This is a genomic window from Waterburya sp. (assembly GCF_058530065.1).
The window spans coordinates 1-22,487 of the sequence record NZ_JBZNBU010000065.1 but is presented as its reverse complement, the minus strand read 5'-3'; the positions used below and the strand labels follow the sequence as shown (position 1 = coordinate 22,487).

Here is a 22,487-nt window from a genome sequence, read left to right as displayed (position 1 = left end):
ATCCCACAGATATTCCTGGTGCTATGAGCGCGGTGGAACCACTTCGACCCCATCCCGAACTCGATGGTGAAACGCTGTTGCGGCGAAGATACTTGGAGGGTAGCCTCCTGGGAAAATAGCTCAGTGCCAGGTTCTTTTTTTTCCACATCGATTCACATTGTCATCTCACCGCTCCTCACAAGGGTAGGTTTTTTACAAGGGGGGAGTAGGCACTTTGATTTAGGTACAAAAGAGCCTTTACCCACTTCCTCATTCCCCCAAAACGATAGCCTAGATCGTAAAGAAATTAATTAGAACGACTATAGTTATGAGGCTGAGGAAAGCCACGCATCTTACCAGGGTTTAATAAGCCATAAGGATCGATTTGTTGTTTAAATGCTACTTTCTGCGAATCGATTTGTTTATTACCACCATCTTCAATAGTATAGACGTGAGGATTAGCAATAAATGCCCCTTGAGCTTCATGATCGCGAATGATTTCATTTAGTCTTTCTGGAGTAGTAAAGCGGACTAATGGCAATCCCGCAGGTACGGCTTTATCCCCCGCACGCAAAAATTCTAAATGGATGGTAATTTCATCTCCTCTTTGTTGGTAGAGTTTTTCGAGTCTTTCTAAAGTGAAATAAAATGTCTGCAAGTAAGTTAAACTGCTATCAACACTGCGAGCGTGTAGAGTGGTGTGATTCCAGGTAAATTCTAATAAGCTAGTTCCTTTGGCTGCTTCGATTGCACTTTTGCTGTAAGTTATCGTTCCTTGAAATTCTTTAACTAGTTGCTTCAAAGGCAGCAAGTCGTATTCTGATACCATTAATAAGGCAGCTTGTTTTCCTTCAGGTAAATAATTTTTTAAAGCAGTAAAGTAACTAGGGATGGGATCTTGATGAATACTAACTAGTTTTTTGACTATTCCCCCACTATCGCTTAGAGCTTGTCCGAAGCGTGCAGCAGTCATAAAATCATCGAAAGTAACGATAATTTCTTGCCAAGGATAAGCAGGGGCAAGGGGAATTTCCAACTCGATAATAATTCCTGTAGTGCCGTAGCCGTGAATTACTTTTTGTACTTCATCTCCCTGTAATTCTATGACTTGAGGTTCGTCTTCGAGAGTAACCAAACGCACTCGTCTTAGGTTACCACGATCGCTTATTTGTCCGTAATTAATCGAACCCATTCCCACACTTCCGCCACCAACAAAACCGCCAATAGTAGCAGTACGGTAGGTAGAAGGAGCCATGCGTAATTCCCAGCCAATCTCTCTAGCTTGCTTGTCAAAAGCTGCCATTCTGACTCCTGGTTGTACTGTAGCGATACCAGGTTTAAGCTTGACAATCTGATTCATTTTGCTCAGATCGAGAATAATTCCACCCTGGAGGGGAATGCACTGTCCGTAATTACCAGTACCAGCACCTCTAACGGTTAGGGGGATTTTATATTTAAGGCAAGTTTGGGCAACTTCTAAGACTTCTGATTCTAAAGTAGGGAAAACTGCTAATTCTCCTCGTTTAGCTTGTAATTTCTCTGTCAGGATAGGACTGAAGTGATAGTAGTCTAAAGATAATTTACTTAGGCGATCGCGATCTAAAGTTGTTTCAATTCCCATTAATTCTGTTGCGATCGCTCGATAATCTAGATGATTTTTAATATTCATGGACTGATATTCCTCTTTGCAATTATTTTCGCCCAAACTTAACTTCTACATCAAGCTAATTCGATAACAGCTAAAAATTATCGAGATATAGTCATGTCTTTATACATAATATTTATTTCATTGTTTATCTTCCCCACAAAAGTTAAGTATAAAGAATCCCCAATAACCTCAAACGGGCAAACTACCGCTAAACCAAAGTACTGCAGAAGGTAAAGCATTATCTTGGGAATCATCCATTATGATTAAACTCATTTCTTCTGACCAACACTGCTGTGAATGTATGTTTTCCAGTGTTTTGTACCTATGTAGGAATAGCTATTGCTAATAAATACGATGATTGGGTAGCGCAATTCGAGAACGATCCGCAAGCCAAATAAAGACTACTCGCAGCGCAGACTAAGGAAAAAGCCTTAAACTCAATGAAAAAGATAGTTACGGCTAATCTCAAACCTCATATTGACGGGGAACAATTGACCAATCAAATTATCTTGATGGAAACTATGTTTAATGCTTTCTGGTCGAGTAATGTTGAAGTGAAAAGCCTATCCAAAAATCAAGTAAAACGAAAGTTTGGTAAGTTAATAGTCAACAAAACCACTGGTTACACTGCCAGATAGTTGTATAGATTATTAAAAAGATACTGTTAATTAATGAACAGTGAAAAGATAAAAACATTATTTGAGATTGTAAAGAGTGAATATGACCTTTAGTAAAGTCGCTATTTTAGGAACGGGTGTCTGGGGTTCTGCATTAGGAAAGATCGCCAAAAATAATAACCATAATGTCTGTTTCTGGTCTCATCGCGGCGATATATCCCTGGAATCTGTAGTCCAAGATGCAGAGATAGTTTTGTCTGCTGTTTCCATGAAAGGAGTCAAGCCAACTATCTCGAAGTTGAGAAAATTAAAATTGCCCACCGACAAAATTATTGTGACTGCCACTAAAGGCTTAGACCCAGAGACTACTCGCACTCCTTCTCAAATTTGGCAGACTGCTTTTCCCAATAATGCTGTAGTAGTTTTGTCGGGACCTAACTTATCTAAAGAAATCGCCCAAGGATTACCCGCAGCAACCGTAGTGGCAAGCAACGAGCTCCCAGCAGCGGAAAAAGTCCAGGATATATTTGCTTCTGAGACTTTTCGAGTTTATGTCAATGAAGATCCCATCGGTACAGAATTGGGAGGAACTTTGAAAAATGTCATTGCGATCGCATCAGGAGTCTGTGATGGCATGAATTTGGGAACGAATGCTAAAGCTGCTTTATTAACTCGTGCTTTGCCCGAAATGATTCGGATCGGGACTCATTTGGGTGCTTCGGGAGAAACTTTTTTTGGCTTGTCTGGCTTGGGAGATTTGATCGCTACTTGCGACAGTCCTCTTTCGCGTAACTATCAAGTGGGTTATGGACTAGCTCAAGCTAAAACTTTGCCACAAATCCTGGAAGAATTAGAAGGTACTGCCGAAGGAGTTAATACCACCAACGTCTTGGTGAAAATCGCCGATATTGAAGCAATTCCCGTGCCAATTGCGCGACAGGTTCATCGTTTGTTGAGGGGCAAAATCACACCTATTGAGGCGATTCAAGCTTTGATGGAGCGAGATCTCAAACCAGAATTTTGCGATCTTGAATTTGAAATTACTAATGAAACTGAGTAGTAAGTAGGGGATTGGTACTTCTCGTTTAACAATTCAATTTTATAGACAAGTCTGAGAATACACTCAGTTCGGGTTAAGCTACTGACTATCGATCTAGTTGTTAGGGGCGGTTCGCCCTAGAGGATTAGCTTCGCATCCGAACCGCCCGTACAGTTATTAGTGACAAGTTAAGAAAACCTAGAATAAGTAAATTACATATAGTATAAATACTATTTAACTTATTGATTGACTTTATATAGGTCATGTAGTTGAAAGATAAGCGATTGTACCTGTTTCAACTGAGCTACTAAAAATCTTGTCAGACGGGTTAACAGGGCGTGGAATAAGCTCGGGAAACCCGAGCATTTCCGCCCTGTCAAACTAAAAAAAAACTAAAGACTAAAAACTATTCTCTTCGAGCAATTCTTTTATCCCGAACTCAGGTTAAATTAACGATAACTGCGAGCAATTTCTGCTTCAGACTCTACTGAATTACGATATTTTTGTTTGCCTTTGGTTAAGTTAGAAACAATTATAAAGGCTGCTAATCCTACCAGAGGACTAATTAAAGTAGGAAAACCATCAAAATCTACGGTAAGAATATTGTTAGGAATATAAAGTAAAGTATTATCAATGCCAAAAGCGGTAGGCATTAGGATAAAGAAAATTAATCGCGTTAGAGAACCTAAAACAATACAAGCTAGCGCGCCTTGCCAAGTTGCTTTATTCCAATAAAGACCGCCCGCCAATGGTACAACTAAACCCGCAAAACTCAGATCGAAGGCGAGTAATAATAAGACACCCGCTGCAGGAACTTTTAAGGCAAAAAAGACTCCCATAATCGTAATCACAAAAGCCATCACGCGGGTGATTAATAGCAGTCTGTCTCCTGCTGCATTATGGTCATCAGAACGAATACCAATAATGTTATGAGCAATAACAGAAGAAGTACCCAAAATTGCTCCATCGGCAGTAGAAAGGGAAGCAGAAAGAATTGCGACTATAACCAACAATCCTAAAAAGGGTGGTGCAACATCACTAAGTAAAGCATAAAGCACTGGTCCTTCGGGCGTAATTCCCCGATCTGCAAGAATTTGTGGTGCAGATAGAGCGATTAAAGAAAAAGGAACGCCAATAATTAAAGTGCCAGCGCCGCCGATTAAACAAGCTCTTTGAGCAGTTTCAGGAGTTTTAGCTGCAAAGATACGTGCCATAAAATCGATCGCCACCAGGTTACCCAAACCTAAAGCTAATAACGTTGCCCAGTTAATTACCGCCCCCTGACTAGGATCGCTTAATTGTGCCATTGCCAATGGTCCAGTATCAGAGGCAATATCAATACCAAAATTGCTGGCAACAAAAGCAAATAAACCTAAAGAACCAATAAAAGCAATACCAACTTGGATAGCATCGGTATAGGCTACTGCAAATAATCCACCACTAGCAGTGTAGATAAAAACTACAATCGCCAGTAGCATTACTCCCGCTGTATAAGTTGTACCTAAAAAAGTTTCAAACATATACCCCCCTGCTACTAAGTTACCAGCTAGCAAAAAGGAGAAGCTTAACACCATCAAGAGAGATGCCACTACTTCGGTTAAGCGATTGTATTTAAGGCGATAAAAATCTGGAATGGTAATTAATCCCATACGGTTCATCGGTTTAGCAAAAAATAGTCCTGCTAAAAATAAACATAGTGCCAATCCAATGGGTAGAGATGCCCCAGCCCAAAAACCAAATTCGGCAACTAAATCTGTATTACCCAAGGTAGCGTTAGAGTCTACCGACTGTGCCATTAGGGTTGCTGCTGCCAGAGGTAAGATTAGTCCTCGTCCAGCAACTAGATAATTTTCGCTATCTCCCTTAACTTGTTTGGCTGCCCACATACCAATGGCTAGAGTGCCAAATAAGAATATAATAATTCCCCAGAAAAGCAACTTTTCTGTCATGATTTCTCCCGATCTATTTCGATCTCATAACTTTTTTAAATATTTAAAATGAGTAGTAATTTTTAGCAATTGTTACTCACTTTTCTTCTCGATCAAATTTGTGCAAGTTGTTTGATTTGTCGTTCTTGAATTAGTTGAATAATATTTCTAAGCCAATCAAACCACTGTTCCATACCTTCGCCTGTCTTCGCTGATACAGAAATAATAGTTGCCTTAGAGTTCATTTGTCTTACATTGTCGATAATGCGACGGCAATCGATATCTAGATAAGGGGCTAGGTCGGTTTTGGTAATTAATAAGCAATCTGCCTTTTGAAACATTACGGGATATTTCAAAGGTTTGTCTTCCCCTTCAGTAACGCTTAATAAAGCAACTTTGGCGTGTTCTCCTACTTCAAATTCCGCAGGACAAACTAAGTTACCAACATTTTCGACTAAAACTAAATCCAATTCTTGAGGCTGATGTTGATGTTCGAGGGTATGAATTCCTCCCGCAACCATTTTGGAATCTAAATGACAAGAACGACCAGTATTAATCGGAATTACAGGAACGTCGTACTGACGCAAACGATCTGCATCTAATTCTGTAGTCATATCTCCCTCAATAACTGCCATTTCTAATTCATCTTTTAAGGCTTTGAGAGTTTGCTCTAGTAAAACAGTTTTTCCCGCCCCAGGACTACTCATAAGATTGAGACAGGTAATTCTCCAGCGATCGAAATGTTCGCGGTTATGGTCTGCTCCCTCTTGGTTGGCGTGGAGTAGGTTTAGTTCTAATGCTGCGTCAAAAGTTTGGTGCATATTCTTAGTTGTTAGTTGTTAGTTGTTAGTTGTTGCTGATTGGCAGAATATTCAATGCGATCGATTTTGAGTTCTCTTCCCGAACGAATATCTTCCATGGGCGAATGACAATTGGGACAGCTATATTGCAGTCCGATTTCGGGTTTGTATTCTTGTTGGCAACTATGACAATAAGCAATCAGAGGTATATCTTTAATGACTAGTTCTACCCCTGCTAAAAAAGTATTGCGAGTTTGCACTTCAAAAGCAAATTTAAGACTTACTGGTTCGACACAGGTAAATTGACCGACTACTAGATGTATCTTCTCGATTTTGGGCTGTTCTGTCTGGGATTCGTACCAATCTTTAACCGTCAAGATTAAAGCTTTGGTCATATCAGTTTCATGCATAATTTCATTTATCATTTAGCATTAAACATCGAATATTTAAAAATTCAAAATAAATCGGTGATTTTAATATGTTTTGGTTGTGATTGAATTCTCTCAAACCAAGCATTAATAGCAGGATATTGAGTTAAGTCAAAACCTCCCGCTTCGGTTACATGGGTATAAGCATAAAGATCGATATCTGCAATAGTATATTTGTTGGCTACCAAGAAATCCCACTCTTTAAGATGTTCTTCCATAATGCCTAAAGCTTTGTAACCTAACTTTTGTTTTTGTAAGATCTGTTGTTGATACTTATCCTCCTCGATTATGTAAAACCACATTGGAATTCAGCAGGGTAATCGCACGTAATTTTAAAAGTCTATATAGGACAAGGCTTTTGGCAATTGGTTCATAAAACTATAAAAATTAAAAACCCTTGCAGGCTAAGCATTCTATGATTTTGATGCGATTCCCCTGTGGAATTCAGCTTTTCCAAGACTTCCTAGCTATCAGAGATTTATTGAATGGATGCCTTCGACTTTAATTCCTTTGTGTGCCTATCTCAAACGTTGTTTTAGTAATCGAAACTATTAACGACCAACTAAAAAACATTTCTCAAATTGAACATTCTCGTCATCGATCGCCTGTTAACTTTTGCGTTAATGTTTTATGCGGATTGATTGCATATTGAGAGGGCGACCCCGATGAGTTTTACTCATCTAGGGAACGCGCCCGAACCTGAAGGGTTCATCAACCAACTTAATTTATATTCTGACGATCTAATGTAGCGAATATAGATCGTCAGAATATTATATTTGTTGAAGCCTGATCGAATGAAGCAAGTGCGCCCCTTATAAAATTGTTTTTGTAGGGGCGTTTAATGAAGATAAGTCGATGTTACAACTTTCTACATTTATCTAAATTTCAAAAGCATAATAGGCAATACCCTCAAAATCATAGTTAGATAAATGTTCTCCGACGTAAATTTTCTCTTCTTCATTAGGAGTATAAAAATGTACTCCTAAATTAGGTTCGTAAAAACGGTACACGGGAATTGATTCTGCTACTTGGGTATTGTAGGCATAGAAACCAATTCCTTCATAGCTAAAATTTTCGAGGTTGGAAATAATATTATTTTTCAGAGTAATATCTACTGGAACTGCAAAAGTATTATTGCTTTCATCACTTTCTACTAATTCATTATCGGCATCTGTTACCAAAATAAAATAACCCTCTCCAAGTCGAGTACCTTCCGACAAGGAAATATTTCCAATATTAGCAGAGGGTAGATTTCCTGCGTAACTATCTTGTCCTGCTACAGACTCCGATTGATAGTAAACATTATTTTCGCCCGAACCGTAATAACAACCATAACCATGACAACGATAAAAATTAGACAGAGGAAGATCGGTATCATCCCAGACTGCATCCTGAGAATAATAGATTCGATCTTTCCAATTAGTTAGAGTCGTCTCTCTGCCTGAATTATTTACCGTCCAAGAAAATTCTAGATCCTCTAAATGTTGATTTGAATTAATAGTATGGTAATCAAAATCGTAAGGCGATACTTCAATTAAATCGGGGGTAGTGAAACTGGTAATTTCGAGATCGACATCTCGGTCTTCTGGAGCAATTAAAGTAATGGGAACGGGTAAAATATTGTTGGTTTCGTTAGTTTCTGTAACTTCTTCTTGACTGTCGGTAACTATTAATAAATAGCGATCGCCAGTACTTAATTCTTCGCCATCGAGATTGGCTAAATCGATCAAATCATAAGCTGTTAAACTCGATCTGCCCCACAATGGTCTGGGTTCTGAATAAGAATAGCCTATATAAACATCTTCCGATTCATATAGTAAAGAACGATAAAAACCACCCAATTGCAAATCGGTTTCGTCCAGAAATTCGTCATCGGAGAGATACACCCGATCGCTAAAAGCATCGTGTCGAGCATCTGCACCTTGATTGAAGATCGTCCATGAAAGCTCGATAGTTTCGCCAATGACTCCCACTGTAGGAATATCAAAATCGGAGATCGCCAGATCGACATCTGCTGATGTAATAGTAAGAGGTGTAATTAAAATATCGTTGCTAGGATCGTTGTTTGAAACTTGATTTTCAGCATCAACATCCAGAATTAAATAGTAATCTCCAGTCGTAATTTCTTCTAATACACCATCTAAATCAAAACTGCTAGTTGCTGTATAATTTTTTTGTGGTTCTAAAAATTCTTCTTCATAGATGTAACTTTGCTCGTGAGTATAGCTATCTGAATATGGCCCATAGTACCCTGGATAATAATAACGTTCTGAATAGCTATAATAATCTTCGTAAAATCTATCGTTGAAAATTTCTCTTAAAAGAATATCGTTATCATCTATCAATTCGTCTTCGGAAAGATATAAATTGTCATACCAAGTTCCATAAAGGTCGGTCGAACTTTGGTTTTTTACAATCCAAGAAACATCAAGTTGTCCCCCACTAGTTACGCTTGCTGGAGCAATAATTTTAGTAGGTAATAAATCTAGATTTGCATTGGAATTATTAGTAGTAATATTCATAGAAATTGTCTTATTCTATAATCTTTACTACTAATATATTTCGATATTTTTATACTTACCTTAGTATTTTCACGACAATAATAGTAGTTTCCAACTTTAAAAAATTAACCAAGTTGGGCAAATATTAACTATTTGCTAATTCCAGGGTTCGTCTACTACTTGTGCCTGTTCGTGAATATAATCGGGTTTTGAGTTACGGGGTAACTGTCCTGATATAACTAAATGTGCCATAGTGTCGCAAATAACGCGAGTCGCCATTAATGCGGTCATATCGCTCACATCATAGGGAGGAGATACTTCTACCACTTCTATGCCACAGACGGTAGTTTCCTGCACAATTCTTTTGAGTAAATATAAAGCTTCGCGAGGCATTAAGCCCCCTGGTTCGGGCCAGCCAGTACCAGGTACAAAACCCGCATCGATGCAATCAATATCAAAGCTAATCCAAACACAATCAGTACCATCTGTAGCTCTTTCTATGGCAAAATCAGCAGCTGCATCTAAACCCATCTCGCAAATATCGGTCACAGTCAGAATGTTAGTCGCTCTTTCCCGACATACCTTGACTCCAGGGCGGGGTACTTGCCAACCACCAATACCCAATTGCACTAAATTTTTGGCGGGGGCGTTTGCCATATTGGTGGCGTGAAACCAAGGACAGGTGTGCATCCGTTCGTCTAAATCGGTTTCTTGAGTATCTACATGGCGATCGAAATGAATGATACCAACCTTTTTATCCCCTAAATGACGACAGACACCTCTAACAGTAGGAAAGCCAATGGAATGATCGCCTCCTAAAATAATGGGAAATGCTCCTGATTTAAAGACATGGGCTATTCCCTTAGAAATCTGATCGAAAGACTTTTCATTGTTGGCAGGAATAGTAAAGATATCTCCCACATCGCATAGAGTAATTTGCTCCCGCAGATCGACTCCTAGTTCAAAGTTATAGGGGGTGTATAAAGCAGAAATTTTCCGAATACCTTGAGGTCCAAAACGAGTTCCAGGACGATAGGTAGTCCCCGAATCGTGGGGTACGCCAACGATCGCCACATCGTAGTTTCCGACTTGATTGACATCATCTAAATAAGGAGCTTTCAGAAAAGTAATAATCCCTGCATAGTGGGGTAATTCTCCTCGCGAAAAAGTAGATATAGTTCGATCTTTGATGGTTTCTGCTGCTTCTAAGCCATATGCCAATCCTGTATCTACTTCTTGTTGCCAGCCTGTTAGGGGTAGTTGGCGTTCTTTATCTAATGCTTGCTGTGCTTCGGTTTGGTATTCATTTTCATTATTGTCTGGAGAGGGAAATGGAGATTGTCCTGTCATAAAATTTATTCCTTAACTAACAATCGAACGCAAAATAGCCCAGGAAGAGCGACACTCACTTATAAAGTGCCAATTCCTCCCGGGCTTTTGTCCCGCCGTGAAACTATCTAAGTTATGGAAATCCTCATTAGATAGCCTGCTTCTCTCGGACCAGTCACCTGCCAATATTCCTTCAGGTCGGAACCCTAGAAGCTTTCCTAAATTATCGTACTCAGTCTATGTATACCAGTTTCTTTATCAAGAATATGTATCTTTTGTTACTTAAATTACATTATTAGCTGACCTTGCCGATAATAGTAAGTTCGGGCAAGTATAAAAGCAGATGAATCAATCAATCTTTTAACCTTTAATCAGTCCTCATAGACTAATTTTTTCTTAGGAGTTATTAACAAGCGATCGCTAGAAATACTTTTTCTGTTTCTTTTCTGCTCGTCGTCGAGGAACTTCATAACTATAAAAGTCATAAGCTAGCTTAGTATTGGGAAAAATTGCTCTCGCTTCTTGCTTAAGATCGTTTAATTGAATGGGGTTGCCAGGAGCATAACGGGGGCTAAAATGGGTCATAATTAACTGCTTAACCCCTGCTAGAAGAGCTACTTGAGCAGCCATTGTACTGGTAGAGTGCATTTTTTCAAATGCCATATCTGCATCTTGATGGGCAAAGGTAGCTTCATGAATTAAGACATCTGCATCTTGAGACAATTCCACCGCCGAATCGCAAAAAACTGTATCGGTGCAATAGACAACTTTTCTGCCTGCCTCTGGTTGACCGCAAAGATCCTTACCATTGATTTTGCGACCGTCTTCTAAAGTGACTATTTCTCCTTGTTTGAGTTTGCCATATACTGGACCTGGAGGAATGCCTAAAGACTTAGCTTTCTCTAAATTAAACATTCCAGGGCGATCTTTTTCGGAGATGCGATAGCCATGGGCGGGAACGCGGTGTTTTAATAACTGACAGCTAACAGTAAATTCTCGATCTTCGTAGACCAAACCTGGTTTGACAGTATGAACGTTTAAACGAGTACCTAAATTCATATAGGAATATTTGGCAGCAGCCTCAAGATATTCTTTTAAGCCTTTAGGACCATAAATATCTATGGGTTGACCGCTACCAGCCAAGCCACAACTAGCAATTAAGCCCATCAAACCAAAAGTATGGTCGCCGTGCATATGGGTGATAAAAATACGTCGAATTTGAGAGCTTTTAAGACCGCTTTTTTGTAGTTGGTGTTGCGTGCCTTCTCCACAGTCAAATAGCCATACTTCAGCTCTTTGAGGCAAGCGTAGGGCGACGCTAGATACGTTACGCGATCGCGTAGGCACGCCAGAACTAGTACCTAAAAAAGTTATTTCCACAGAATCTATTACGTCAATTGATCTCAGACATTTATCTTAACGTGAGTTCGGCAAGTCTTAGAGATTGTTTGTCTATGAAACACCAACGGTAGTCCTGTAAATGTCATCACTTAAGTACAATAAGCTATTATTCTGATAATCCTAATGTATTAAAATGAGCATAATAATGAGTATGGAAGTTAAAGCTGCTGTTGCTTTTGGTGCGGGCAAACCCCTACAAATTGAAACCGTACAACTAGAAGCACCCCAACAGGGAGAAGTCTTAGTTGAAATCAAGGCAACGGGAGTTTGTCATACTGATGCTTATACCCTCTCTGGTGCAGATCCAGAAGGTTTGTTCCCGACTATTTTAGGACACGAAGGAGGAGGAATTGTTGTGGAAGTAGGGAAAGGAGTCACTAGCGTTAAGCCAGGAGATAAAGTAATTCCTCTTTACACTCCAGAATGCCGACAGTGTGAATATTGTTTGAGTCAAAAAACTAATCTCTGTCAAGCAATTCGCTCTACTCAGGGAAAAGGAGTAATGCCTAACGGTACTAGTCGGTTTTCTTTGGGGGGAGAAAAGCTTTATCACTACATGGGAACTTCTACCTTTGCTAACTATACTGTATTGCCTGAAATTGCCGTGGCAAAAATTCGCAATGACGCGCCATTAGAAAAAGTCTGTTTGATTGGTTGTGGGGTAACTACTGGTTTGGGTGCGGTAATCAATACGGCTAATGTGGAAGCAGGATCGAATGTCGTAGTGTTTGGCTTGGGTGGTATTGGTTTAAATGTCATCCAAGGAGCAAAAATGGTAGGCGCAAGCAAAATTGTCGGCGTGGATCTGAATCCCGATAAACGAGCTATGGCAGAACTTTATGGCATGACTGATTTCGTTAACCCTCAAGAAATAGATGGAGATTTAGTCGAGTATTTAGTGGAATTAACGGGAGGCGGTGCAGATTATAGTTTTGAATGTATTGGTAATGTAGAAGTGATGCGTCAAGCCTTGGAATGCTGTCATAAAGGTTGGGGTGTCTGTACGATTATCGGGGTAGCTGGTGCGGGAGAAGAAATTAGCACTCGTCCATTTCAATTAGTGACGGGAAGGGTGTGGAAAGGATCGGCTTTTGGTGGTGCGAGGGGACGTACCGATGTACCTAAAATTGTTGATTGGTATATGGAAGGCAAAATAGATATTGACAGTTTAATTACTCATACTATGCCTATCGATCGCATTAATGAGGCTTTTGATTTAATGCACGAGGGAAAATCAATTCGTAGCGTTGTAACTTTTTGAAATTAAATGTTAGGCATCAAAGTTGGAGTATTGAATATTAAAAGTTTGATGAAGTTGATTTTTGGTTTCTAAAAACTTGAAATATTTCATTCCCACAATTCCCAGAAAGAGTAAAAGCAAGACAGCAGAAAAAACGGTAGCTCGTTCAAACATTGTATTAAACATTAGCCTATAGAATATTAATCGCTGGTTATAATTGTCAGATAAGCTAGATTATCTGCCATTAGTTTTTTTACATAAATGTTTCGCTCTGAGCTTAAATTGCTATCGGTAGATACTATGGTTTGCCTAAATCATTTAACTCAACAGTTAGGACAGTGAAAGCTATTAAATACTCTTATATCTCGTGCTAAAAACTTACTTAAATCTCCAGCAAAAATATCTTTAATTGCTGTAGCAACAATTTTAATTGCTAGAGGATTTCCTTGATAAGTCTGCTAAAGCGATCGAGAATCGATCGCCAATCAAATTAATAATGTCTGCTAGCAATTCTGAAAGTAAAGAAGTTGCTACATTCGTCTGAGAGTCAGAATTTGTAAACTTATGGGTAAGGCATAGTTCTTAAGACATAGTATTTTTGCGATTACTGACTACTGACTATCGCTCGCTGTGGGAGTGACGCATATTTGCTTGATGATTCCTTCGGAGGTGGCAATATCGAGATTTATAATTGTACCTTCTTTAGTTTCGATCAAAGCCCTATTTTGAGCCTGAGAGTTGTAAATAAAATTATGACCTTTGTTGGTAACATAATCATTAGCAGCATCAGTAGTTTTCCCTAATAAATTATGCCAACCATCAAAATAAGGACTAAAAGCTGACTTATCTCTAGTGCAGATAGCCGAGAGGTTACTATTTGCATTAGGTTCGGAAAAATTTAGTTCCCATCTAGCATTATTTTCATTGTAGGAGTTAATAGATGCGATTTGGCTGAAGGAAAAAGCAACATCGCGATCGACGATTTCTGGAGAGAAAACTAACGGTTCTGGGGGTAACTCTGGTTCAAACACAATCTCATTATTATTGAGCATTACTGATGAGTAATAGCGATCGCCATCTTTACCAACAAAATAATTTATTTTGCCACTAGTTGCTTGAAAAACCTCTCCTCCAAACAACCCTTGGGCGGGAATCAAAAGGCTATTCTCCCGATTTATTTTGGATTGTCGATAATAATAAAAATTACTTTCTAGTTGACAAATACTAATATAAAAATTCTCGGTTTCAAAACTATAAACTTCTTGATAGGCAAGATTGTTTTGCTGACAAAATGTTTTCTCCTTCTGCGCCAGCCAACCGTAAGGGGATAAGTATTTTTTTTGTGTACTATTATGCTTTGGTTCTAAAGAGTTTGCTCGAGCAGACTTTGATAGAAAAGGCAGAGAGAAAGCTCCTAAAAAATAAATAATAATCAACGAAAAAATGACCCGTTTACAACGGTCTAAATCATCGTAAATTGAAGTAGAACGCAATATAGAAATTAGAAGATAAATTAAATTCATAATTGACTGCATACTTTGTAGATATATAACCTTAAAAAAGTATTAAGCCCATGACTAGGTATCTCTTTAAGTCTAAGCTCAAAGAGTAAAGACTTGGGCAATATGAGCGAAAACAATTGAGAAATCTAAAATTATTGTTCCCATAAAGGTAAAATTATGAATAAATTATTTCTTCTTGGACTTAATTGATGGCTTTTTTACCAGATCGCAAACCCAAAAAAATGTCTCTTGGCCCTCTAGAAACCGAAATTTTAGAGATAATTTGGGAATTAAAACTAGTAACAGTTAAAACCGTACACGATCGCATCTTGCAAGATCCAAATCGCGAATTAGCTTATACTTCCGTTACTACAGTCTTAAGACGTTTAACCGCAAAAGGCTGGTTAAAATGTAGCAAGAAAGGTCGTGCATTTTCATGGCAACCTGTAATCACTAAAGAACAGGCGAAGGCTTTACAATCATACGAACAATTAAATTGTTTTTTAGCAATCAGTACTCCTGATGTAGTTGCGTCCTTTGCCGATAGTTTGGATGCGGCTAGTATCGACCAAATAGATGCGATCGCAGCACGGCTCAATGCCATACGCCAACAAAGAGGGGAGAATCAATAATGCATCTCTGGGCTATATTTATCATCATTATTGGGACTGGAATATTGCGCCAGCAAGCCACCATCTCAGAAAACGCTAGTTGGTCGCAAAGATGGTACAAAAGTCTATTTTTACTGTTATTTCCAGGGCTGTTAATTTTGAGTACGGCGAGTGCCATATTATATATGGGCTGTCATGGAGTAATGCTAGGTATTGATGCTGGTTCTTGGGGATGTAATGTGGCAATAGGCTTATTATTATTTGCTTTAGCCTGCTCGATTAAATTAATTGCTCAAAATCAGCGGGCAGTTAAAAATTTAAACAAATTTCCCCAACAATTAATCGGAGAAACTTCTGCTCGAATTATTGATGTAGATTTTCCTTATAGCGCGCAAGTAGGATTTTGGCAGCCTCAATTAGCGATTAGTACTGGAATGCTTCAGACCCTCGACCGAGAACACTTAGAGGCGGTAATTGCTCACGAGCAAGCCCACCTACATTATGGCGACACTTTTTGGTTCTTCTGGTTGGCTTGGATGCGAGCTTTTACATTCTGGTTGCCTAAAACAGAAATTCTATGGCAAGAACTGCTCGTCCTTAGAGAACTGCGGGCAGATGCCAAAGCAGCAGAAAAAGTAGATTTTTTACTGTTAGCCGAATCTTTGCTTTTAGTAGCTAAAGCTCCTTTAGATAATTCCCCTGTATGGTGTGCCAATTTTAACGATCGCGCTGCGGGGGAACGCTTGCAAGAAAGAATAAATTTTTTGTTGCAGAAAGAAACTCCTCTCAAACAATTTCCCTGGGGCAATTGGAGTTGGTTTTTGTTATCCTTTTCACCATTACTAACTATTCCCTTACATTATTAAATTTCTCAGAATTAGTTTCCGTCAAACTCGTAAAATAGATTCTAGAGCAACAATTAGTCATGTTCTGTGACCTAATTTAACGAAGAAGATTATTGGAGAATTTCACGTTAAAGTTATAGGGTTGGGGGTCAAAAGAAAAAAATGAAAGCAACAAAAGATATTTTGATTGTTGGCGGCGGCGCGATTGGATTGGCGATCGCTATCGAACTCAAACGTCATGGAGCAAAAGTTACTGTCATTAGTAAAGATTTTGTTGGGGCTGCGGGAAATGCCGCTGCGGGAATGCTCGCGCCAATGGCAGAAAAATTGACCTCCGATGTAATGCTGGAATTGTGCTTGCGATCGCGTTGGTTGTATCCAGAATGGACGCAAAAGCTGGAAGAACTATCGGGAGTCGATACGGGCTATCTACCTTGTGGTATTCTCGCTCCAGTTTATAGTAAGCCGCAAGAAATTGTCGCAGCAGAAAATGCAGTTTGGCTAGACCGTCAAGAAATCTCTGCCTATCAATCAGCACTGGGCGATCGGGTTGTAGGTGGTTGGTGGTATCCCGAAGACGGACAAGTAGACAATCGTTGTTTAATGCAAGCCCTATTGCAAGGAGCGCAAAATTTAGGGGTAGAAATTAAAGAAGGAGTCACTGTCAAAGCCATTCAACAAAGACAAGGGCGGGTCAATGGCGTTTTAACTAGCCTTGGTTTATTGACTGCAGAACAATATGTCTTAGCTGCAGGATCTTGGTCTGGTCAACTTTATCCCTTACCCGTTCGTCCTGTAAAAGGACAAATGTTATCTTTGAGGATGCCCAAACAACTCCATCAACCTTTACCCCTACAAAAAGTACTTTTTGGAGACAATATCTACTTAGTACCCCGACAAGACGGCAGATTAGTTGTGGGTGCGACGGTGGAAGAATTAGACTGGACTCCTTATAATAATCCCCAAGGAATTCAAAACCTGCTGAATAAAGCGATCGAATTATATCCTGCGGTTGCAAATTGGCAAATTGAAGAACTGTGGTGGGGTTTTCGTCCTGGTACTCCCGATGAGTTACCCATATTGGGGAGAAGCAGTTGTGAAAATCTCTTTTTAGCTACAGGACACCATCGTAACGGCATCCTTCTCGCACCCATAACTGCATCTTTAATTGCAGATTTAATTCTCGACGGAGAATCCGACCCTCTTTTAACAGAATTTAGCTACCAACGTTTCAATCGAATAAAAAATATGACTATTAGTAGTACCCCTAAGTTTCCCCTACAAATTGAATCCACTCCTCAACCCCCTCTACCTAGTTCTTCCACTTCTGTATTGCCAGCAATTATTGAAGACCCCAATAAATTAACAATCGCAGGTAAAACTTTTAATTCTCGTTTGATGACAGGTACGGGAAAATACCCCAGCATCTCAGCAATGCAGCAAAGCGTAGCTGCTAGTGGCTGCGAAATTGTTACAGTAGCCGTCAGAAGGGTACAGACTAAAGCCCCAGGACATGAAGGATTGGCAGAAGCTTTAGACTGGACAAAAATTTGGATGTTACCCAATACCGCAGGTTGTAAAACTGCTGAAGAAGCGATTCGAGTCGCTCGTTTGGGTCGAGAAATGGCTAAATTATTGGGTCAAGAAGATAATAACTTTATCAAATTGGAAGTAATTCCCGATGCCAAATATCTCCTTCCCGATCCCATTGGTACTCTAGAAGCAGCAGAACAACTAGTCAAGGAAGGATTTGCAGTCTTACCCTACATTAATGCCGATCCTTTATTAGCAAAGCGTTTGGAAGAAGTAGGGTGTGCTACAGTGATGCCTTTGGGTTCGCCCATTGGATCGGGACAAGGAATTAATAATGCAGCTAATATCAGCATCATTATTGAAGAGTCTAATGTACCTGTGGTAGTAGATGCAGGAATTGGAACTCCTAGCGAAGCAGCTTTGGGCATGGAAATGGGGGCAGATGCTCTCTTAATCAATAGTGCGATCGCTTTAGCCCAAAACCCAGCAGCAATGGCAAGAGCAATGGGATTAGCCGCCGAAGCAGGAAGACTGGCTTACCTTTCAGGTCGAATTCCTGTAAAACAATATGCAACAGCTAGTTCTCCAGTAACTGGGACAGTTAATTCTTAGCCGCTCTGACCCACTAATTAATTTGCGATCTAGTGCTATTAGAGATATTGAGAAACGGACATTGTTCTAGAGGATAATCCAACAAGTGAAGATTAAATTTTTCAGCTAAAGCTTCAAACACTTTAATACCTCGAACGCTATTACCTCGATGGTCGATTAACGGAGAGTAAACTGCAATACCAGCGCGATCGGGAATGACACCAATAATTCCCCCTGAAACTCCGCTTTTGGCAGGAATTCCTACTTTATAAGCCCACTCTCCTGCATAATTATACATTCCACAAGTGTACATTACACTTAAAATATCTCTCACGTAACAAGGTTCGATTGCCTTCTCCTGTGTTATGGGATTAATACCCCTATTTGCTAAAGTTGCAGCCATTACTGCTAGATCGTGACAGTTGACCACTATCGAACACTGCTGAAAATATAGATCGAGAATTTCCTCAATATTATGGCTAATAATACCAAAATTAAGCAGCAAGTTAGCTAAAGCACGATTGCGATGCCCAGTGGCTCTTTCAGACATAAAAACAGGAGCATCAACATATACATTGCGCCCAATATAGCGACGAAACATTTCTAGCATTCGATTCAACTTGTCTGTAGGATCTGAGCCTTTAATTAAACTAGCGGTGGCAATTGCTCCTGCATTAACCATCGGGTTATCAGGACGTTTAGAGTTTTCATCTAACCGAATTACAGAATTAAAAGGATCGCCAGTGGGTTCGACACCAATTTTTTCTAATAATGTTGTGCGATCGCAATCTTCTAATGCCATACCATAGACAAAAACTTTCGATATAGATTGAATTGTAAAATTTTTGGCAATGTTTCCTACTTCAAATACCTCTCCTTCTCTCGTCACCACAGAAATAGCAAACCACTCTGGATTGGCTTTAGTCAGTTCGGGAATGTAACTAGCCAAAGAACCCGAACGGATTTGATGATATTCTTTGTAGAGATGCTGAATAAATTCTTTCAGTTCTGACATGACATATTCTATTTTAATATTTGGCTAATTCAAAACTTTAGAAAAAGTACAGTTTGATCAAAATTTTGCTGTTATTTCTGTAACTTCCTCAAGTCTTTAATTACTTTAAGCTTTTATGGAAGATAAGGGAGATTGAAAATTGAAAAGAATCCAAGCTATTATTAGACCCTTTAAATTAGAAGAAGTAAAAATTGCCCTATTAAATGCTGGCATAATTGGAGTAACAATTTCTGAGGTGCGAGGTTTTGGTCGTCAAAAAGGACAGACCGAGCGTTATCGTGGTTCAGAATATACCGTAGAGTTTTTGGGAAAAGTCAAAATTATAGTTGTAGTCGAAGATGAACAAGTAGATATGGTAGTTGAAACAATTATGGCTGCTGCTCGAACAGGAGAGATTGGCGATGGGAAAATGTTTATCTCTCCTGTCAACGAAGTTATCCGTATTCGTACAGGAGAAAAGGATTCAAATGCTATTTAATTTGATGTTTAAAATAAACCAGAAATAGCTAAAAGTTACGATAAATCTAGTAAAGTTTCCCTATATTTAGCGGTAGAAAGTTGAATTTTACCTTGAAAAACTTTCTATCGCCCGTTCCTATTTCCCTAGTTTAAATATAGCGTTTCTCTGATTGGTGAGGTACACACAATCAACCATTATGGGTCGCGGTAGCCGTGATAGACAACCATCAACAAAAATCGAGGTTTTGACTATACTGCATTAAAATGAGAACCGCTATATTTTGTTTTTTGATGTGGATGAAGATAGATTGTATGGGGATTGGGGAATAAGATAATTCAAAATAATATTAAGCTAGTCTAAATTTTAATTTACTCCCTCGTCTGGTTTTTATTGAGGACAACTGTAAAATAATAAAAACTTAAAGGATGAGTTTTTGACTCAGCATTTAGCCTTTAAAAGGAGGATCTCTAAATTTAATTACTCTAGCAGGATTGCCTACAGCCGTTGCATAGTCTGGCATATCTTTAATTACTACTGCCCCCGCCCCAATCGTACACCATTTACCAATCTTAATCGAAGGAATTACAACTGCTCCCGCACCAATATGAGTTCCTTCTCCCACTTTTACGTGACCGCACAAAGTAGCTTGAGGGGAAATATGAGCATAATCACCAATTTCATTGTCGTGATCGATACTAGCTGCGGTATTAACTAGTACATGTCTGCCAACCTTTGCAGCAGATTGGACGATCGCCCCCTGTAAAATAACCGTACCTTCTCCAATAACAGCTTTATTAGAAATAATAGTCTGACCGTGAATTGCTTGACCGTATTCTGCATTTTCCCGCAGCATCAGATCCAATTCGGCTCGTCTTAAATTATCTCCGACGCTAATAATTAATGGAGCATCTATTTGGGAAATTTAATTCCTTGTACTCTGACTCCAGAATTGACCGCCATTATTTTTAATTTAGCCCCACAAGGTTTATCATCAAAAACCCCTAACACTTCTACTCCCAAACTTTTGAGAATATCTGTAATAACTTTAGAATGACCGCCAGCCCCGTATAAATACATATTCAATATAGTGCAATTATATTGTGGAAAATCGGAAATATCTATGCCTGTCCGCCACTATATCATCGGCTCTCAAATAACGGTACAAGGCACAATATGATGTCAATCGCCCTCTCAATTGAAAGAGACAATTATTTGCTTTACTTATGGTTATACTTCTACATCTATTGCAAAATTTAGATCATAATGTAAGTTATTTGAGATCAAATCTATAGCTATAGGAGAAGATAATGACTGATTCCGCTCAACCCATTGCCCCAATTACTTTGCCTGACATCGAAAATCCAGAAAAAGAAGAACAATGGCTCAAGCAGTCACTACATACTTGGCTAGATGAAGAATTTTTACCAGAGACAATCAACGCCAAAATTGCTCAACGAGCGTCCAAAATCTTTGTTCGTCAGCGTATGGAAGGAGAAAACGATCTTGGTTCTCTAGTTATTGCTATTGTCGCTGAAATGCGAGGATTTGACTTCAGTCGTAGTTTCTACAGCGAATTTGCGGTTGCTAATGCAGTAAGCGATTTAATTTTAGATAGTCTAGGAATAGATCGCTGTTGCGGTGGATAACATCAATAATCAACAAGCAATGAGTAAATTTGCCTGGATTAATCATTGGAAGAATCGCGCGTCAAAAAATATCGATGATGCTACTCGACATCTTAAGCAACTAATACCTTTAAATCCCCTAACTAAAAAAACTGGCAATTGGTTTAGTGTAAGCGATGAGAAAGTAGCGGAGATAATTGCTACTGTTCGAGAGAAACTGCCAACTACTGAAGCTTGGCTAATTGGCAAACCCCAAGCGGGTAAAAGTTCGATTGTTAGAGGGTTAACAGGGGTATCAGCAGAAATTGTTGGACAAGGATTTCGTCCTCATACTCAAAATACAGAGAGATATGCTTACCCTTCCGAAGATTTACCCCTGTTGATTTTTACCGATACTGTAGGACTGGGAGATATAGACCGAAATACTCAAAATCTTATTACCGAACTAGAAGGGGAACTAGAAAGAGAAACTCACAAAGCGAGAATTTTAATTTTTACGGTTAAAATTAGCGATTTTGCTACCGATACTCTACGCCGGGTAGCCCAACAATTAAGAAAAAAATATTCTCATATTCCTTGTTTGCTAGTTGTAACTTGCTTGCATGAAGTCTATCCATCCAATGTTGCGGATCATCCAAAATATCCCCCCGACTATGAAGTAATAAATCGCGCTTTTTCCGCCATTCAAAAAGATTTTGCAGGATTGTACGATCGCGCTATTGCCATTGATTTCACTCTTGAAGAAGATGGTTTTAATCCAACTTTTTATGGCTTGTCAACATTAACCAGTACTTTGGCTGAATTACTACCAGAAGCAGAATCTCAAACTATTTATCAATTACTAGATACTAATGTCAGTAGCGAATTAGGCAATCTTTATCGAGATACCGCAAGACGTTATATATTAGCTTTTTCTACTATGGCTGCCAGCGTGGCTGCTATACCTCTACCTTTTGCGACCATGCCTGTTTTAACTGCGTTGCAAATTTCTTTGGTGGGGTTATTAGGCAAACTATACGGACAAACTCTATCTCCTTCTCAAGCTGGCGGCATTGTAAGTGCGATTGCTGGAGGATTCTTTGCTCAAGCGATCGGCAGAGAACTAATAAAATTTATTCCTGGTTTTGGAAGTATAGTTGCAGCATCTTGGGCAGCTGCTTATACATGGTCTCTTGGAGAAGGAGCTTGCGTTTATTTTGGAGATCTTATGGGAGGTAAAAAACCAGATCCTCAAAAAATTCAAAAAGTAATGAAAAAAGCATTTACTTCAGCCAAAGAAAAATATAAAACAGAATCAAGTTCGTAAATGTTGTGACAGATAGATTTGAGCCAGAGCAAAAGTTTTGTTGAATTTTTTTGGGGGGAGAGGGGTTGACAACCAAAGGAAAGTTGCCT

20 protein-coding genes, 1 rRNA gene, 2 pseudogenes and 1 riboswitch are annotated in these 22,487 nt (G+C 39.2%); of the genes and pseudogenes, 11 read left to right on the top strand and 12 right to left on the bottom strand.

Features of this window, described 5'->3' with window-relative positions; all coding sequences use genetic code 11:
* Positions 1–14: 14 nt before the first annotated feature.
* A 5S ribosomal RNA gene (gene rrf / locus AC33VI_RS04370) occupies positions 15–132 on the top strand.
* Positions 133–286: 154 nt separating this feature from the next.
* Here rrf and AC33VI_RS04365 read toward each other — a convergent pair.
* Positions 287–1,648, bottom strand: coding sequence for an FAD-binding oxidoreductase (locus tag AC33VI_RS04365; RefSeq protein ID WP_491781048.1), 1,362 nt, complete (start codon positions 1,646–1,648; stop codon positions 287–289).
* Between the two features lie 419 nt (positions 1,649–2,067).
* Here AC33VI_RS04365 and AC33VI_RS04360 point away from each other — a divergent pair, with 419 nt between their 5' ends.
* Positions 2,068–2,265, top strand: coding sequence for a hypothetical protein (locus AC33VI_RS04360; protein ID WP_491781047.1), 198 nt, complete (start codon positions 2,068–2,070; stop codon positions 2,263–2,265).
* Positions 2,266–2,347: 82 nt separating this feature from the next.
* The gene (locus AC33VI_RS04355) at positions 2,348–3,304 is read left to right on the top strand and encodes an NAD(P)H-dependent glycerol-3-phosphate dehydrogenase (RefSeq protein ID WP_491781046.1); all 957 of its coding nucleotides are present in this window, start codon (positions 2,348–2,350) and stop codon (positions 3,302–3,304) included.
* A 428-nt stretch (positions 3,305–3,732) separates the two neighbouring features.
* Here the strand turns inward: AC33VI_RS04355 and AC33VI_RS04350 are convergent, their stop codons facing one another.
* The 4 genes from AC33VI_RS04350 to AC33VI_RS04335 all read right to left on the bottom strand — a co-directional run bounded on the left by AC33VI_RS04350 (position 3,733) and on the right by AC33VI_RS04335 (position 6,741).
* Complete coding sequence (locus tag AC33VI_RS04350; RefSeq protein WP_491781045.1) at positions 3,733–5,232, bottom strand: high affinity choline transporter 1; 1,500 nt, start codon at positions 5,230–5,232, stop codon at positions 3,733–3,735.
* A 92-nt stretch (positions 5,233–5,324) separates the two neighbouring features.
* Positions 5,325–6,032 (bottom strand): hydrogenase nickel incorporation protein HypB, encoded by a 708-nt coding sequence (hypB, locus tag AC33VI_RS04345; RefSeq protein WP_491781044.1) that lies wholly within the window; start codon positions 6,030–6,032, stop codon positions 5,325–5,327.
* An 11-nt stretch (positions 6,033–6,043) separates the two neighbouring features.
* Complete coding sequence (gene hypA, locus AC33VI_RS04340; RefSeq protein ID WP_491781050.1) at positions 6,044–6,421, bottom strand: hydrogenase maturation nickel metallochaperone HypA; 378 nt, start codon at positions 6,419–6,421, stop codon at positions 6,044–6,046.
* A 44-nt stretch (positions 6,422–6,465) separates the two neighbouring features.
* The gene (locus AC33VI_RS04335) at positions 6,466–6,741 is read right to left on the bottom strand and encodes a glutathione binding-like protein (protein WP_491781043.1); all 276 of its coding nucleotides are present in this window, start codon (positions 6,739–6,741) and stop codon (positions 6,466–6,468) included.
* 236 nt (positions 6,742–6,977) lie between these two features.
* Between AC33VI_RS04335 and AC33VI_RS04330 the strand changes: the two are divergent.
* Positions 6,978–7,091 (top strand): annotated as a pseudogene (locus tag AC33VI_RS04330) (transposase); the annotation flags it as partial.
* Positions 7,092–7,317: 226 nt separating this feature from the next.
* On the opposite strand, the gene AC33VI_RS04325 reads toward AC33VI_RS04330, so the two are convergent.
* From AC33VI_RS04325 to AC33VI_RS04315, 3 genes are all read right to left on the bottom strand, one after another.
* A complete protein-coding gene (locus AC33VI_RS04325) occupies positions 7,318–8,961 on the bottom strand; it encodes a CARDB domain-containing protein (protein ID WP_491781042.1) in 1,644 nt (547 codons plus the stop codon).
* Between the two features lie 135 nt (positions 8,962–9,096).
* Entirely contained in the window at positions 9,097–10,290 is a 1,194-nt protein-coding gene (gene speB, locus AC33VI_RS04320) for an agmatinase (RefSeq protein WP_491781041.1), read from the bottom strand.
* A gap of 74 nt (positions 10,291–10,364) precedes the next feature.
* A riboswitch (guanidine-I (ykkC/yxkD leader) is annotated at positions 10,365–10,490 on the bottom strand.
* A 199-nt stretch (positions 10,491–10,689) separates the two neighbouring features.
* Positions 10,690–11,649 (bottom strand): ribonuclease Z, encoded by a 960-nt coding sequence (locus AC33VI_RS04315; RefSeq protein ID WP_491781040.1) that lies wholly within the window; start codon positions 11,647–11,649, stop codon positions 10,690–10,692.
* Positions 11,650–11,821: 172 nt separating this feature from the next.
* Here AC33VI_RS04315 and AC33VI_RS04310 point away from each other — a divergent pair, with 172 nt between their 5' ends.
* Complete coding sequence (locus tag AC33VI_RS04310) at positions 11,822–12,931, top strand: S-(hydroxymethyl)glutathione dehydrogenase/class III alcohol dehydrogenase (protein ID WP_491781049.1); 1,110 nt, start codon at positions 11,822–11,824, stop codon at positions 12,929–12,931.
* Between the two features lie 9 nt (positions 12,932–12,940).
* On the opposite strand, the gene AC33VI_RS04305 is transcribed toward AC33VI_RS04310, so the two are convergent.
* Together AC33VI_RS04305 and AC33VI_RS04300 are read right to left on the bottom strand one after the other, a co-directional pair.
* Positions 12,941–13,096, bottom strand: coding sequence for a hypothetical protein (locus tag AC33VI_RS04305; protein ID WP_491781039.1), 156 nt, complete (start codon positions 13,094–13,096; stop codon positions 12,941–12,943).
* A gap of 425 nt (positions 13,097–13,521) precedes the next feature.
* Positions 13,522–14,433: a hypothetical protein gene (locus tag AC33VI_RS04300; RefSeq protein WP_491781038.1), complete on the bottom strand. Its 912-nt coding sequence runs from the start codon at positions 14,431–14,433 to the stop codon at positions 13,522–13,524.
* A gap of 188 nt (positions 14,434–14,621) precedes the next feature.
* Here AC33VI_RS04300 and AC33VI_RS04295 point away from each other — a divergent pair, with 188 nt between their 5' ends.
* The 3 genes from AC33VI_RS04295 to thiO all read left to right on the top strand — a co-directional run bounded on the left by AC33VI_RS04295 (position 14,622) and on the right by thiO (position 18,013).
* Positions 14,622–15,044, top strand: coding sequence for a BlaI/MecI/CopY family transcriptional regulator (locus tag AC33VI_RS04295; RefSeq protein WP_491781037.1), 423 nt, complete (start codon positions 14,622–14,624; stop codon positions 15,042–15,044).
* The gene (locus AC33VI_RS04290; protein WP_491781036.1) at positions 15,044–15,889 is read left to right on the top strand and encodes a M56 family metallopeptidase; all 846 of its coding nucleotides are present in this window, start codon (positions 15,044–15,046) and stop codon (positions 15,887–15,889) included. The genes AC33VI_RS04295 and AC33VI_RS04290 overlap by 1 nt, the downstream gene beginning before the upstream one ends.
* 141 nt (positions 15,890–16,030) lie before the next feature.
* Positions 16,031–18,013 carry a glycine oxidase ThiO gene (thiO, locus tag AC33VI_RS04285; RefSeq protein ID WP_491781035.1) on the top strand — a complete coding sequence of 661 codons (1,983 nt, stop codon included), beginning with the start codon at positions 16,031–16,033 and terminating at the stop codon, positions 18,011–18,013.
* A gap of 13 nt (positions 18,014–18,026) precedes the next feature.
* On the opposite strand, the gene glsA is transcribed toward thiO, so the two are convergent.
* Positions 18,027–19,007, bottom strand: a complete 981-nt coding sequence (glsA, locus tag AC33VI_RS04280; protein WP_491781034.1) for a glutaminase A — start codon at positions 19,005–19,007, stop codon at positions 18,027–18,029.
* Positions 19,008–19,146: 139 nt separating this feature from the next.
* Here glsA and AC33VI_RS04275 point away from each other — a divergent pair, with 139 nt between their 5' ends.
* Entirely contained in the window at positions 19,147–19,485 is a 339-nt protein-coding gene (locus AC33VI_RS04275) for a P-II family nitrogen regulator (RefSeq protein ID WP_491781033.1), read from the top strand.
* Positions 19,486–19,912: 427 nt separating this feature from the next.
* Here AC33VI_RS04275 and AC33VI_RS04270 read toward each other — a convergent pair.
* Positions 19,913–20,544 (bottom strand): annotated as a pseudogene (locus AC33VI_RS04270) (acetyltransferase).
* Positions 20,545–20,774: 230 nt separating this feature from the next.
* Between AC33VI_RS04270 and AC33VI_RS04265 the strand changes: the two are divergent.
* A complete protein-coding gene (locus tag AC33VI_RS04265; protein ID WP_491781032.1) occupies positions 20,775–21,113 on the top strand; it encodes a DUF8822 family protein in 339 nt (112 codons plus the stop codon).
* Positions 21,114–21,132: 19 nt separating this feature from the next.
* A complete protein-coding gene (locus AC33VI_RS04260; RefSeq protein ID WP_491781031.1) occupies positions 21,133–22,398 on the top strand; it encodes a YcjF family protein in 1,266 nt (421 codons plus the stop codon).
* The last annotated feature ends 89 nt before the right edge of the window (positions 22,399–22,487 follow it).

Bases quoted from the DNA above. Each gene is read 5' to 3' on its own strand.
- AC33VI_RS04365 (WP_491781048.1), bottom strand. From the start codon at position 1,648: ATGAATATTAAAAATCATCTAGATTATCGAGCGATCGCAACAGAATTA.
- AC33VI_RS04360 (WP_491781047.1), top strand. From the start codon at position 2,068: ATGAAAAAGATAGTTACGGCTAATCTCAAACCTCATATTGACGGGGAA.
- AC33VI_RS04355 (WP_491781046.1), top strand. From the start codon at position 2,348: ATGACCTTTAGTAAAGTCGCTATTTTAGGAACGGGTGTCTGGGGTTCT.
- AC33VI_RS04350 (WP_491781045.1), bottom strand. From the start codon at position 5,232: ATGACAGAAAAGTTGCTTTTCTGGGGAATTATTATATTCTTATTTGGC.
- hypB (WP_491781044.1), bottom strand. From the start codon at position 6,032: ATGCACCAAACTTTTGACGCAGCATTAGAACTAAACCTACTCCACGCC.
- hypA (WP_491781050.1), bottom strand. From the start codon at position 6,421: ATGCATGAAACTGATATGACCAAAGCTTTAATCTTGACGGTTAAAGAT.
- AC33VI_RS04335 (WP_491781043.1), bottom strand. From the start codon at position 6,741: ATGTGGTTTTACATAATCGAGGAGGATAAGTATCAACAACAGATCTTA.
- AC33VI_RS04325 (WP_491781042.1), bottom strand. From the start codon at position 8,961: ATGAATATTACTACTAATAATTCCAATGCAAATCTAGATTTATTACCT.
- speB (WP_491781041.1), bottom strand. From the start codon at position 10,290: ATGACAGGACAATCTCCATTTCCCTCTCCAGACAATAATGAAAATGAA.
- AC33VI_RS04310 (WP_491781049.1), top strand. From the start codon at position 11,822: ATGGAAGTTAAAGCTGCTGTTGCTTTTGGTGCGGGCAAACCCCTACAA.
- AC33VI_RS04305 (WP_491781039.1), bottom strand. From the start codon at position 13,096: ATGTTTAATACAATGTTTGAACGAGCTACCGTTTTTTCTGCTGTCTTG.
- AC33VI_RS04300 (WP_491781038.1), bottom strand. From the start codon at position 14,433: ATGAATTTAATTTATCTTCTAATTTCTATATTGCGTTCTACTTCAATT.
- AC33VI_RS04295 (WP_491781037.1), top strand. From the start codon at position 14,622: ATGGCTTTTTTACCAGATCGCAAACCCAAAAAAATGTCTCTTGGCCCT.
- AC33VI_RS04290 (WP_491781036.1), top strand. From the start codon at position 15,044: ATGCATCTCTGGGCTATATTTATCATCATTATTGGGACTGGAATATTG.
- thiO (WP_491781035.1), top strand. From the start codon at position 16,031: ATGAAAGCAACAAAAGATATTTTGATTGTTGGCGGCGGCGCGATTGGA.
- glsA (WP_491781034.1), bottom strand. From the start codon at position 19,007: ATGTCAGAACTGAAAGAATTTATTCAGCATCTCTACAAAGAATATCAT.
- AC33VI_RS04265 (WP_491781032.1), top strand. From the start codon at position 20,775: ATGACTGATTCCGCTCAACCCATTGCCCCAATTACTTTGCCTGACATC.
- AC33VI_RS04260 (WP_491781031.1), top strand. From the start codon at position 21,133: ATGAGTAAATTTGCCTGGATTAATCATTGGAAGAATCGCGCGTCAAAA.